Consider the following 12,757-nt stretch of genomic DNA (forward strand, 5'->3'; position numbering starts at 1 on the left):
TCGGGTGTCGATGCGCCAACCTCCGCAGCTTGCCGCAGCGAGCCGGGGGCGCGGGAGGGAACCGCAATCTTTTGGTGCCGCCGTACCACTTTCTGGGATGACGGGGCGGGACGCCGCCGGACACCACGCCGCGCGCCTCACGCCCGCCCCCGGACCACGTCGAAGGTCGCCTTCATATAGGCGTCGGCACGATCGGAGCCGATCAGACCCGGCGCCATGCGGTTCATGGCGTAGGCGAAGGTGACGCGGTGGTCCAGGTCGTTCACCACGTGCGCGCCGCCCAGGCCGTTCCACCAGCACACCTTGCCGTCGGGCACCTGCGGTCCGATCTGCGGCTGCGGCAGTCCGTAACCGATGCCGAAACGCACCGGCTGCAGGATGGCCAGATCGAAGCCGTCGCACTGCTGATCGAAAATGAGGTCGATCGTCTTGTCCGACAGGAACTTCCGACCGCCGAGCTCCCCGCCGTTGCTGATCACCGACTGCACCCGGGCGATCGAGCGGGCATTGCCGTGCCCGCCCATGCCGCCCAGCTCGGCCTGTTGCCACTCGGGCGTCCCGCACTCGGCGAAATCCAGCAGCGGCTGGAACAGCGTCTTGTACAGGACGCTGTCCTGCGGCAGCTGCGACTGGTCGAACTCGAGGAACTCCGGCGGCACCAGGGTGGCGATGCGCCCGAGATCGGCCGCGGGTGTGCCGATATGGAAGTCCGCGTCCAGCGGCCGCGCCAATTCCTCGGCGAAGAACCGCCCCAGCGAGCGACCGGTGATGCGCTTGATCACCGTGCCCGTCAGATGCCCGTAGTTCAGGGCGTGATAACCCGAGGCGGTTCCCGGAACCCACCAGGGTTCCTGTGCCGCAAGGCGATCCGAGGCCGCCTCGGTGTCATAGATGTCGCGCAGCTCGATCGGGGCCTCCCAGCCGGAGACGCCCGAGGTGTGCGAGAGCAGGTGCCGCACCTCGATATCCGCCTTGCCGTTGGCGGCGAACTCCGGCCAGTAGTGGGCCACCTTCTGGTGCACATCCAGTTCCCCGGCCTCGACCAGCAGCAGGGCGCTCAGCGCGACCATGGTCTTGGTGATGGAGAAGGTGTTGACCAGGGTGTCGGCCTCCCACGGCCTGGTCTTTTCCGGGTCGGCGTAGCCGCCCCAGAGATCGACCACCGTCTCGCCGTCCACGGTCACGCAGACCGACGCGCCCAGTTCCGCGCCCGATTCCACCTGCTCGGTGAAAGCCGCACGGACCGCGGCGAATTCATCGGAACAGAATCCAGCGACGTTGCTCATTCCGTCCTACTCCCTAGACCTTCACCAAGGCACGACCCGGCACCGGAAGCGCGTTCCCCGCCGCATCCGCGCGGCGCGCACCCTCGGCGAGTTCCTTCTTCAGCTCGCGGACATAGATGTCGAAGTCGATCTGAATGGTGTGCCGCGGCGAGTTGTAGTACCGCTCAGCGCGTTCCGCCTCCGCCTTCGCCGTGGCCGCGTTCATCTCCGCCGCCGACGGCAGCCGGTAATTGCCGGTCAGGTACGCCGCGACCAGCTTGGACTGCTGCTCGGCGAAGTTCACCAGCGTCGGCATCGGCTGTGCCAGACCGAGATAGAAGAGATTGTCGATCTCCGGATTCACCATCTGCCGCCACAGCGGCAGCTTGTTGCTCGCATCGGGGCGCAGCGCCGGATCGGTGAAGAACGGGAAGCTGATGTGATAGCCGGTGGCGCACACGATCACGTCCACCTCTTCGGACGAGCCGTCCGCGAAATGCACCGTCTTGCCGTCGAGTCGGGTGATGGCGGGCTTGAAATCGATATCGCCGCAACCGACCCGGTGCAGGAACTCCTCACTGGCCGAGGGATGCGCCTCGAAGGGCAGGTGATCCGGCTTGGGCAGGCCGTAATCCTCCATGCGGCCGCGGTTCTTCACCACGAAGCGCTGCTTGAGCTTGAGCGCCACCTTCGGCGGCATCCACGCCGGCACCACCTGGGTGTCGCCGACCTTGCCGCCCACGTACTTCGGCAGCACCCACACGCCGCGGCGGGCCGAGACCCACAGCTTCGAGGCGATGAACTTCTGCGACAGCTCCGAGGCGACGTCCAGGCCCGAATTGCCCATGCCCACCACCACGATTCGCTTGCCGCGCATATCGATCGGGTCGAACGGGTCGTTGTAGGAGTGCGAGTGCATGAGCACGCCGTCGAACTCGCCCGGGTAGTCGGGGGTGCGCGGATCCCAGTGGTGGCCATTGGCCACGATCAGCGCGTCGTAGGTCTCGACCCGGCCCTGATCGGTGGTCAGGGTCCACAGGCCGTCCACGGCGCGCTCGGCCGAGATCACCTTGTTGTTGAAGACGATTCGATCGCGGATGCCGAAGTGATCGACGTAATCCTTGAAGTACCGGTGCAATTGGCTGTGGTGCGGGAAGTCCGGCCACTCCTCCGGGGCGGGGAAGTCCTCGAACTGCAGCCGGTACTTCGAGGTGTCGATGTGCAGGCTCTGGTAGCAGGCCGACATCCCGTTCGGGTTCTTGTAGTACCAGTTGCCGCCCACCTCGTCGGAGGCTTCGTAGCAATCGAAGGGGATGCCGTATTCGGCCAGCCGCTTCGCGGCGGTGATGCCCGACGGGCCCGCGCCGATGATGGCAACCCTGGGCAATTCACGGTTCTGTGCAGATGGCGCAGCCAATTTCACTCTCCTGGTTCGGCGACGGGTCACATTCCCCTGCCGGACGTGATGTGCCACACACGCTAACACTCACTAGACACCGTGTCTAGTGAGTCGACTTACGTCTATCATTCAGGCGTGACCCGACCTTCACTGCGCGAAGAACAGAAGCGGCAAACCCGCGGCCGACTCATCGAGGCGGCCACCCAGCTGTTCACCACCCAGGGCTACGCGCCGGTCCGCGTCGATGACATCGCCGCCGCCGTCGGCTGCAGCCGCGCCACCTTCTACCTGCACTTCACCGGGAAACCGGATGTGCTGCGCGCCATTGCCGAACAGGGCACGCTGCCCAGCGTCCAGCACTTCTACGAGGACCTCGACCACGTGCTCGACAGTGGTTCGCGGGAGGAGTTCGCGGCCTGGATGCGGCGGGCCATCGACTGGTTCCAGGAGTACAAGGATCTGCTGCCCGCCTGGGACGAGGCGACCGCACTGGAGCCCGAATTCCGGGAAGTGGCGCGCGAAGGGATCATGGCGCTGCCCAATGTCATGAGCTCGTATCTGTCCCGCTGGCCCGCGGACCGGCAGGAGGAGGCGCGCCTGCGCGTCGAACTGCTGGTCGCTCAGCTGGAGCGGTTCTTCACCCGCTGGGCCATGCAGGGGACGATCGATGTCTCGGCCGAGGAGGCCGCCAGCGTCCTCACCGACATCTGGTTCCCGGCACTGCAGACGCCCGGCCGAACCCCGAAGGGCTAGTTCTCCACGGGCGTGACGCGGGCGCGCGCCAGTTCCCAGAACGCCCGCAGCGCAACGATTTTCCCGGCGGCGTTCACCCGGTACACCGCGACCAGATCGACCTCGACGACGACATCGGCGCGGGCGCTTCGAATGGTCCCGGTGAACGCCGCCTCGTCGCCGCACGCGAACGAATCGGCCCAAAAGAATTCGATAGCACTGGGCTCGATCGCCTTGTCCCAGAACGCCGCAATGGCCGCGTAACCCGAATGCCCCTCCCCCACGGGATCATACGGCGAAATCCCCACCGGATCCTCGACCCGCGCATCATCCGCGAACAGGCTCAGCCATTCATCCCTGCGCTTTGCCCGCACCGCATCCTGCGAGGCGAGACCGGCGCGGCGGGCGGGATGTTCGAACGACATCCCGCCATCCTCATCGCCACCGGAGGGAACTGAACCCGTGAATACCGGTGAGCGGAAATCTGAAATTGAATTGTTTAAATTCAGCGGCTGTACGACGAGCCGGTGTAGCCGAATCCCGCGCCCTGGTCGGTGGGCTGGGTGCTGTCGGCGAGCGCCTTGCACTGGTCGTAGGTCTGGCCCGCGGCCATGCAGGCCTGCCAGGGGTCGACCATCGACGGGTAGTCGGCCGCGGCGGTGGCCATGGGGGCGGCCAGACCGCCCGTGATCAGAGCGGCGACGACAATCTTCTTCACGTGGAATCCTCCGAGTGGTAACCGAATCCGGTAAAGGTTGCCACGCGAAATCCAAAATCGCCAAGCGATACGGTAATTCGGGAAAAGATTAGGGCCGAGCCCCTAATGAGCTCGGCCCCGAAACGGTGCATCCGGGAAGGAATCAGGCGACCCGGGCGGCCGCCACGGTCTCGATGGCCGCGTAGTAGCGATCGGTCAGCAAGCCGACCACGGCCGGGTGCACGCCGATCGGCTCGGCCACCCCGTCCGCGCCCGCCTCGTGCAGGCGCTGATGGAACAGGCCGTGCGCGAGCAGGTAGGAGGCGACGAAGACCCGGCGCGCGCCCGCGGCGCGCACGGACGCGACTACTTCCGGCACCCTCGGCTCGCCGGTGGCGATGTAGGCCAGGTGCGCCGGGGTTCCGATGCGGTCCGAGAGCAGGTTCGCGGCGCGCTGAACATCCTGGCGCGCACGGGAATCCGAGGAGCCCGCGGCGGCGAACACCACCGCGTCACCCGGACGCCAGCCCGCGGCCCGCAGCCGCAGGTGCATGACCTCGGCCAGCGCCGGATCCGGGCCCATGGCCTGGGTGACCGCGACCGCATCGTGCGCACTCGCGGCCACCTCTCGCGGCACATCCTGATACACGTGGTAGCCCGAGGCGAGAAACGCCGGAACCACCACTGCGGGAACCTGATCCAGGTCCCGCAACACCTCGGCCGGGGACGGCCCCAGCACATCCACGAACGCGGTCCGCACCCGCGGCGGCTCCGTGATCGCCAACTCACGCAACGATGCCGATGCGGCCCCGAAATCGGCACCGGCACCTGTCTGGGCACCCCCGTTGCGGATGCCGTGCGCGAACGCCGCGGCACCCAGTTCCCGAGCCACGGCTCCCGCCAGCTCGGCGATCATCTCCACGCCCCGTGCGCTCCGGGTGCCGTGCGCCACCAGGACGAGGGCCGGCGCGCTCACCACGCACCCCGCGGCGGGCGAACGGGACGAACCGCGTTGGCGGAACCGGGAGCAACGATCGGCGCGCCGAACGGTCGCGTGGCGGCGACCGCGCGGGCGTTGGCCGCCGATCGAGCGCTCGCGGGATTGGGCACGGCTGCGGGCCGCGGCGGGGGCACGGCGGCGGGCCGCACCGGGGGCGTGGCCTGCACCGGAAGCGCGACCGGGCGGGCGACTCCGGTGACGGGGGCCGGGTGGCGGACCGTCGCGGAGGGCGGCGCCTCGGGCGGGAGCGGGCGGCTGCCCGGAGTACGGGGCGGCACTACCTCGCGGCGCGCGCCCAGGCCCTGCGATCTGGCCGGCAAGCCTTGGCGGGCAGCCGGACCCTGTGGTTCCGGGTGCGGGTTGTCGATGCACTCGGCCGGGTCCAGGGCCAGGCGGTAGCCGCGCTTGACGACGGTCTGGATGGCTTTGGGGGTGCCCAGGCCCGCGCGCAGGCGGGCGATGGCGGTTTCCACGGCGTGGGTGTCGTCACCGCCGCCGGGGAGGGCGGCGAGCAGGTCCTCGCGGGAGACGACGCGGCCGGGCTGGCGAGCCAGCGAACGCATCAAAGCCATTGGCGCGGGGGCCAATTGGCGCACCTGGCCGTCCACCACGACGCAACCGCCGCGGACGCTGAGCATGTGCCCGGCGGCCTGAATCCGGTTGGCGCGCCGCGGAAGTTCCTCGGCGACGTGGCGGGCCAGCGCACCCAGGCGGGCACGGCCGGGCATGGAGGTCGAGACGCCGAGCTCCTCCAGCGGGGCCGCCGTGATGGGGCCGACGCAGGCGGGCAGCACCCGGGTGCGGAAAGCGTGCAGGACCGCTTCGAGCAGTCCGGTTTCCTTGGCGCGCATGAGAAGTGAGGCCACGGCCGGGGCGCTGGTGAAGGTCACGCAGTCCAGTCCGGCGGTGACGATGCCCTCGATGAGGCGATCCATCGGGGTGCGGTCCTCCGGCGGCGTCCACCGGTAGACCGGGACCGGAACCACATCGGCTCCGGCACAGCGCAGCACCTCGCAGAAGTCGGCGACCGGCTCCCATTCGGTGGTCGCGCCGTGCAGCTGCACCGCGATGCGCACGCCCTCGACGCCCTCGGCCAGCAGGTGATCGAGCACCTCGGCGCTGGATTCCGAAGCGGGTGACCATTCTTCGCGCAGCTCGGCCGCGCGGATGGCGCCCTTGGCCTTGGGGCCGCGGGCCAGCAGGCGGGTCGAGGCGAGCGTGGAGCGCAGCTGTTCGGCCAGGCCCCAACCTTCGGCGGCCTCCATCCAGCCGCGGAAGCCGATTCCGGTGGTGGCCACGGTGATCTGCGGCGGAGCGGCGACCAGCTGGCGCGTCACCCGCTCCAGCTCGGTGTCGTCGGAGAGCGGAATGATCCGGATGGCCGGGGCGGCAACGATATTCGCGCCCCGGCGGGTGAGCAGGGTGCCGAGCTCATCGGCGCGGCGGGCGGCCGTGATGCCGACCGTGAATCCAGCGAGCGGGGTACCGCCGTCGACCTCGGTCATGCGGTACCACCGGGGAAGATCATGGGTTCGTTGGCGACGGCGACCACACCGTCCACCACACGCACCGCGTAGACGGGCAGCGATACCGAGTCGTCGTCGAGGCAACGCCCGTCGATGAGCGAGAACGCCTGCTTGAGCAGCGGCGAGGCCACCACCGGCACGCCGCCGCGGTCGCCCACCAGGCCTCGCGACATCACCGCCGCCCGGCCGAAGGGATCGATATTGCCGACGGCGAAAAGCGTCGCGTCGGTGCTGAGGAACAGGGCCGCCTGCCGGCCACCCTTGAGCAGAACCGCCACGCCGCGGCCCGGAATCAGATAATCCAGTCGGCAAGCCTGGGTCCAGCCGGAAGTGCTGGTCGCGGTGCCGGGTGTGTCGATTACGGTCATCGGTAACTCTCCTCCGAACGGCCTGTACCTATTGGTACCGACGTCCTGTTTCCAAGCGGTTAAGCGGTCATTTCCCGTTCGTGGCGGACTCGGTGACCTTGGCGACACCGACCGGAATGTCCGGAATGCCGAGGAGCACCGGAACCTTGCGCTCACCGCTGTCGTCGAACCCGATGGTCGGATCGGACTCCTCGGGCGCGTTCACGAAGGACACGAAACGCGAGAGCTTGCCCTCGTCCTCGAGGACCGCCGCCCACTCGTCCTTGTAGCCGTCGACGTGCTTGGCCATGGCGGCCTCGAGATCGTCGGCGATGCCCAGGCTGTCCTCGCAGATGACCTGCTTGAGGTAGTCCATGCCGCCCTCGAGGGCCTCCTGCCAGGGCGCGGTGCGCTGCAGGCGGTCCGCGGTGCGGATGTAGAACATCAGGTAGCGGTCGATGTACTTGATCAAGGTCTCGTCGTCGAGGTCACCGGCCAGCAGCACCGCGTGCTTGGGGGTCAGGCCGCCGTTGCCGCCGACGTAGAGGTTCCAGCCGTGCTCGGTGGCGATGACGCCGACATCCTTGCCGCGCGCCTCCGCGCATTCGCGGGCGCAACCCGAGACCGCCAGCTTCAGCTTGTGCGGGGAACGCAGTCCGCGGTAACGCTTTTCGAGCAGCACGGCCATGCCGACCGAATCCTGCTGGCCGTAGCGGCACCAGGTGGAACCGACGCAGGACTTCACCGTGCGCAGCGACTTGCCGTACGCGTGACCGGATTCCATGCCCGCGTCGACCAGGCGCTTCCAGATCAGCGGCAGCTGCTCGACCCGCGCGCCGAACAGGTCGATGCGCTGGCCGCCGGTGACCTTCACGTACAGGCCGAACTCCTTGGCCACCTCGCCGATGGTGATGAGCTGCTCGGCGGTCACCTCACCGCCGGGCATGCGCGGCACCACCGAGTAGGTGCCGTTCTTCTGCAGGTTGGCCAGGAAGTGGTCGTTGGTGTCCTGCAGCGAGGCCTGCTCGCCGTCGAGGATGTGGTCGCTCGAGGTGGACGCCAGGATCGAGGCCACGGTCGGCTTGCAGATATCGCAGCCGGTGCCCTTGCCGTACTTGGCGATCAGGCCCGAGAAGGTGCGGATGCCGGTCGACTGGATGATGTGGAACAGCTCGGCGCGCGACTGCGAGAAGTGCTCGCACAGCGACTTGGAGACCTCCACACCCGACTGTTCGAGGAGCTTCTTGAGCATGGGAACGCAACCGCCGCAGGAGGTTCCGGCATTGGTGCAGCTCTTGATGGCGGGCACGTCGCAGGCGCCGTCGGCGATGGCGCCGCAGATCGAACCCTTGGAGACGTTGTTGCAGGAGCAGATCTGCGCGTCGTCGGGCAGCGCGTCCGCGCCCAGTTCGGCGCCGGCCGGGGAGATCAGCGCGGCCGGATCCGCCGGCAGCGGGCGGCCGACCAGCGGGCGCAGCGCTGAATACTGGGTGGCGTCACCGACCAGCACACCGCCGAGCAGGGTCTGGGCGTCATCGGAGACGACGAGTTTCGCGTAGGTGCCCTTGGCGGCGTCGTGCAGCACCACCGAGAGCGCGCCCTCGGTCTTGCCGTGCGCGTCACCGAAACTCGCCACATCCACGCCGAGCAGCTTCAGCTTGGTGGACAGGTCCGCGCCCGGGAACTCGCCCGCGCCGCCCAGCAGGCGGTCGGCGACCACCTCGGCGGTGCTGTAACCGGGGGCGACCAGGCCGTAGCAGACACCCTCGACCGCGGCGACCTCACCGATGGCATAGATGTTCGGGTCCGAGGTCTGCAGGCCCAGATCGGTGATGACACCGCCGCGCGGGCCCACCTCCAGCCCGGCGGTCTTGGCGATCTCGTCGCGGGGACGGACACCGGCGGCGAAAACCACCATGGCAGCGCGCAATTCGGTGTCGTCGGAGAACTTCACCGACAGGCGCTCGGCCAAAGGCGCGCCCTCGACCTCCTCGATCGAGGAGGTGCCGACACCGGTGTGCACGGTCAAACCCAGTTCGGTGACCAGCTTTTCGAGGATGGCGCCACCACCCTCGTCGATCTGGGCCGGCATCAGCCACTTGTTGAACTCGACCACGTGCGGGGTCATACCCAGCAGGCGCAGCGCGTTCGCCGCCTCCAGGCCCAGCAGACCGCCGCCGACCACGATGCCGACCGCGCCCGGACCGGCCGCCTCGGCCGTGGCCCGGATGCCGTCGAGGTCCTCGAGGGTGCGGTAGACGAAGTTGCCCTCCAAGTCGTGACCCGGCACCGGCGGCACGAAGGCGTAGGAGCCGGTCGCGAGAACCAGTGCGTCGTAAGCGATCACGTCGCCGGTGGAGGTGGTGACCTTGCGGGCGGTCTTGTCGATCGAGTCGGCCTTCACGCCCAGGCGCACCTCGACCAGGTCGTCGCCCTCGTAGTCGTTGCCGGGCAACGCCAGCGCGGAGGTCTCCCAGATACCGACGTAGGAGGACAGGCCGACCCGGTCGTAGGCGGCCAGCTTCTCCTCGCTGAGCACGATGACCTGCCAGGTCCCGGCCTCGTCACGGGAGCGCAGCGCCTCGACGAAGCGGTGGCCCACCATGCCGTGGCCGACCACGACGACGGTCTTGCGTTCGATGCTGTGGGTCATGACGGTCCCCTTCGAGAATGGACGGGTCAGGCGCGAGCCGACGCGGCGGACTGAGCTGGGTTGGACGCAAGATCGGTAGCGGACTCCGCTTGCAGCACAAGCGATTCCGCCTCGACGACGACGTCGGAGTCGGTGGCCGGGGCCTTGAGGCTCGGGCGGCGCATGAAGACCGCCCAGCAGACCAGGCCACACACCACGTAGAAGGCCATGAAGACCCAGAACGCGGTGGTCGCGGACTTGGTGGAGGCGTAGGAGGAGCGCAGCACCAGGTTGATGCCGACACCGCCCAGCGCGCCGATCGCGCCGACGAAACCGATGAGCGCACCCGAGGTATTGCGGGCCCACGCCGCCCGGAAGGCCGAATCACCTTCCAGCGAGCGGGATTTGGCCTCGAAAACCGAGGGGATGATCTTGGTGACCGCACCGTTGCCGATGCCCGAGATGACGAACAGCAGGGTGAAACCGGCGATCATGGCGATCATCACGCCGCCCTTGGGGTATCCGGCGTGGTCGCCCATGGTGGAGGCCACCGCGACCAGCACGGCCGCCGCGGTCATGGCCACGAAGGTGTAGAGGGTGACCTTGCTGCCGCCGAGGCGGTCGGCCCACTTGCCGCCGTACGGTCGGGCCAGCGAACCCAGCAGCGGTCCGATGAAGGCGATCTGCGCGGCATGCAGGGTGGCCGCGGCGACGCTCGCGCCGCCCGCCTTGAAGCTGATCTGCAGCACCTGGCCGAACGCGAAGGAGTAGCCGATGAAGGAACCGAAGGTGCCGATGTAGAGAAAGGCGATGGCCCACGACTGCGGCACCTTGAGCGCCTTGATCATGTACGACAGATCGGCCTTCTGGTTCTTGACGTTGTCCATGTACAGCGCCGCGCCGATCGCCGCCGCCGCGATGAGCACCAGGTAGATCGCGCACACCACCGTCGCGTTGCCGTAGGCGTTGCCCAGGGTGGCGATGACCGCCAGGCCGATCAGCTGCACCACCGGCACGCCGATATTGCCGCCGCCCGCGTTGATGCCCAGCGCCCAGCCCTTGAGCCGCTGCGGGTAGAAGACGTTGATGTTGGACATCGACGAGGAGAAGTTGCCACCGCCCAGGCCCGCGAAGGCCGCCACGACCAGGAATGTCGTGTAGGAGGTGCCCGGCTGGTTCACGAAGTACAGCGCCAGCAGCGTCGGGATGAGCAGCAGCAGCGCGCTCACGATGGTCCAGTTGCGGCCGCCGAACTTCGCGGTCAGCACGGTGTAGGGGATCCGCGCGAGGCCGCCGACCAGGGTGGGCACCGCGCCCAGGAAGAACTTTCCGGCCGGATCGATGTGGAACACCGCGGTCGGCATGAACAGCACCATGACCGACCAGATCGACCACACCGAGAATCCGACATGCTCGGCGAATACCGACCAGATCAGATTGCGGCGCGCGATGTCCTTACCACCGGCATCCCAAGCCTCGACATCCTCGGCATCCCAATGCTCGATGTCGCGCTTGCGGGTCAGCGTGCTCAACAAGAGGCCCTCCTGAAATCTGGATGGCCCCAAGGTAGGAAACGGGTATTGCGTCGATGCTGCGCGAAATGACCGTTAAATCAACGGTTGCTCACGAAATCCGACCATTCGGCGTGAGAACCGGCGTTATGTTTCGTCCGTGTGACACAACGGTTTCCGGCGATGACAAATCGCCTGGAAACGAGAAAACGAGCCGTGAGGTGAGAGGCTTGCCACACAGCATGGCCTCAACCTCACGGCTCGGCAACTCGAGCGGTGAAATTTCTTGGAGCGAATTAGTTCCAGGTGTCCTCGAGCAGCTGCGGCTTGCACGCCACCCAGCCGCCGACCATCAGCACCACCACGGCGAGCACCAGGAAGCCGAACGGGGCCAGCCACTCTCCGGTCATCGTGTGCAGCGCGCCGAACACCAGCGGACCGGTGCACGCCACGGAGTAGCCGACACCCTGGGTGAAGCCCGACAGCGCGGCCGAACCGGCGCCCGTGCGGGTGCGCAGATTGATCAGCGTCAGGGCCATCGGGAAGGTCGAGGGCCCCAGGCCCAGGGCCAGCACCCACACCAGCGGCGCGGCCATCGGCGCGAACAGCAGCCCGGCGAAGCCGATGAAGAAGAACACCGCGCAGCCGATGACCACCGGGAACGGATTGGCCATGCGACCCACCACGATCGGGGCGCCGAGCGCCGCCACCAGGCCGATCAGCGCGAAGACGCCGACCATGGTGCCGCCGAAGGACGCGCTGGCCCCGGCATCGCCGAAGATCGTCGGCATCCAGGTGAACAGCGAATAGGTGATGAGCGAGGTCATGCCGAACATGAAGGCCATGCCCCACGCCAGCGGCGAGCGCCACACCTTGCCGGTGGATTCGACCGCCTCGGTGGGCATTTCGGTGGAATCGTGCAGCGCGCGATCGCGGCGCACCCGCAGCACGCCGATCCACGGCAGCGCCGCGGCGAAGGCCAGCGCGGCCCACATGCCCAGCGAGAGCCGCCAGCCGTGCGCGTCGGCGATCGGGACCGCGATCAGCGCCGGGAAGACCGTGCCCAGCTGCACCATCACGATGTAGACCGAGCTCAGCAGCGCCAGCCGATCCGAGAAGTACCGCTTGACCAGGGGCGGGATCACGATATTGCCGATGCCCATGCCGCCCAGCGCCAGCGCCGAGAAGGCCAGCAGCTCCCAGGTGTCGGGCACGAGCGCGCGCAGCGCAGAGCCGACGCCGGTCATGAGCATCGCGACCAATGCGGTCAGTTCCAGGCCGAGGCGGCGGGAGAACAGCGGGGTCAGCAGGCCGCCGAGGGCGAACATGGCGGTCGGCAGCATGCCGAACACGCCGACCACCGCGGTCGAATAGCCGATGTCCTCGCCGATGCGGGCGGCCAGAGGGGTGAACGCGGTGACGGCGACGCGGAGGGTGAGAGCGGAGACGACGATGGCGACGAGCACGAGCAGGCGGCCCTCGAGCAGGGCGCGCTTGGAGAGTTCGGGGTGGGGGTGGGCGAGTTCGGGGCGAGCCTGGTCGGTTGTCCGGCTCGCAGCAGCAATAAGGCCCCTCTCCGGGGCCATCGTCTCATCCATCGTCGCAGTCACCCGAAAATCATAGGATGACCCGATGATGTGATGCAACG

Annotated in this window: 10 protein-coding genes and 1 pseudogene; 1 reads left to right on the forward strand and 10 read right to left on the reverse strand. The window is 68.0% G+C overall.

The genetic code is table 11. The features are described 5' to 3' along the window. Positions 1-137: 137 nt before the first annotated feature. Together ON43_RS26595 and ON43_RS26600 are read right to left on the reverse strand one after the other, a co-directional pair. Entirely contained in the window at positions 138-1,286 is a 1,149-nt protein-coding gene (locus tag ON43_RS26595) for an EstA family serine hydrolase (protein ID WP_040811771.1), read from the reverse strand. 13 nt (positions 1,287-1,299) lie between these two features. Further along, positions 1,300-2,682, reverse strand: coding sequence for a flavin-containing monooxygenase (locus ON43_RS26600; protein ID WP_051179284.1), 1,383 nt, complete (start codon positions 2,680-2,682; stop codon positions 1,300-1,302). A gap of 117 nt (positions 2,683-2,799) precedes the next feature. Between ON43_RS26600 and ON43_RS26605 the strand changes: the two genes are divergently transcribed. Further along, positions 2,800-3,417 (forward strand): TetR/AcrR family transcriptional regulator, encoded by a 618-nt coding sequence (locus ON43_RS26605; protein WP_040811774.1) that lies wholly within the window; start codon positions 2,800-2,802, stop codon positions 3,415-3,417. Here the strand turns inward: ON43_RS26605 and ON43_RS26610 are convergent. The 8 genes and pseudogenes from ON43_RS26610 to ON43_RS26645 form a co-directional block, all read right to left on the reverse strand. Then, positions 3,414-3,821: a nuclear transport factor 2 family protein gene (locus ON43_RS26610; protein WP_040811776.1), complete on the reverse strand. Its 408-nt coding sequence runs from the start codon at positions 3,819-3,821 to the stop codon at positions 3,414-3,416. The two genes, ON43_RS26605 and ON43_RS26610, sit on opposite strands and share 4 nt — an antisense overlap. Positions 3,822-3,901: 80 nt before the next feature. Next, entirely contained in the window at positions 3,902-4,114 is a 213-nt protein-coding gene (locus tag ON43_RS26615; protein ID WP_040811777.1) for a hypothetical protein, read from the reverse strand. A gap of 142 nt (positions 4,115-4,256) precedes the next feature. After that, a complete protein-coding gene (locus ON43_RS26620) occupies positions 4,257-5,069 on the reverse strand; it encodes a sirohydrochlorin chelatase (RefSeq protein ID WP_040811823.1) in 813 nt (270 codons plus the stop codon). 383 nt (positions 5,070-5,452) lie between these two features. Beyond that, positions 5,453-6,598, reverse strand: a pseudogene (locus tag ON43_RS26625) (uroporphyrinogen-III synthase); the annotation flags it as partial. Further along, positions 6,595-6,987 carry a nitrite reductase small subunit NirD gene (gene nirD / locus ON43_RS26630; protein WP_040811779.1) on the reverse strand — a complete coding sequence of 131 codons (393 nt, stop codon included), beginning with the start codon at positions 6,985-6,987 and terminating at the stop codon, positions 6,595-6,597. The gene nirD and the pseudogene ON43_RS26625, both read right to left, overlap by 4 nt. 67 nt (positions 6,988-7,054) lie before the next feature. Then, complete coding sequence (nirB, locus tag ON43_RS26635) at positions 7,055-9,607, reverse strand: nitrite reductase large subunit NirB (protein WP_086008024.1); 2,553 nt, start codon at positions 9,605-9,607, stop codon at positions 7,055-7,057. Between the two features lie 38 nt (positions 9,608-9,645). Further along, positions 9,646-11,133, reverse strand: a complete 1,488-nt coding sequence (locus ON43_RS26640; protein WP_040811781.1) for an MFS transporter — start codon at positions 11,131-11,133, stop codon at positions 9,646-9,648. A gap of 272 nt (positions 11,134-11,405) precedes the next feature. Further along, positions 11,406-12,695 carry an MFS transporter gene (locus ON43_RS26645; protein ID WP_083913750.1) on the reverse strand — a complete coding sequence of 430 codons (1,290 nt, stop codon included), beginning with the start codon at positions 12,693-12,695 and terminating at the stop codon, positions 11,406-11,408. Between the last annotated feature and the right edge of the window lie 62 nt (positions 12,696-12,757).

This window comes from Nocardia concava NBRC 100430, from assembly GCF_000308815.1.
Lineage (GTDB): Bacteria > Actinomycetota > Actinomycetes > Mycobacteriales > Mycobacteriaceae > Nocardia > Nocardia concava.

Coding starts and splice junctions, on each gene's coding strand:
- ON43_RS26595 (WP_040811771.1), bottom strand. CDS start 1,286: ATGAGCAACGTCGCTGGATTCTGTTCCGATGAATTCGCCGCGGTCCGT.
- ON43_RS26610 (WP_040811776.1), bottom strand. CDS start 3,821: ATGTCGTTCGAACATCCCGCCCGCCGCGCCGGTCTCGCCTCGCAGGAT.
- nirD (WP_040811779.1), bottom strand. CDS start 6,987: ATGACCGTAATCGACACACCCGGCACCGCGACCAGCACTTCCGGCTGG.
- ON43_RS26645 (WP_083913750.1), bottom strand. CDS start 12,695: ATGGCCCCGGAGAGGGGCCTTATTGCTGCTGCGAGCCGGACAACCGAC.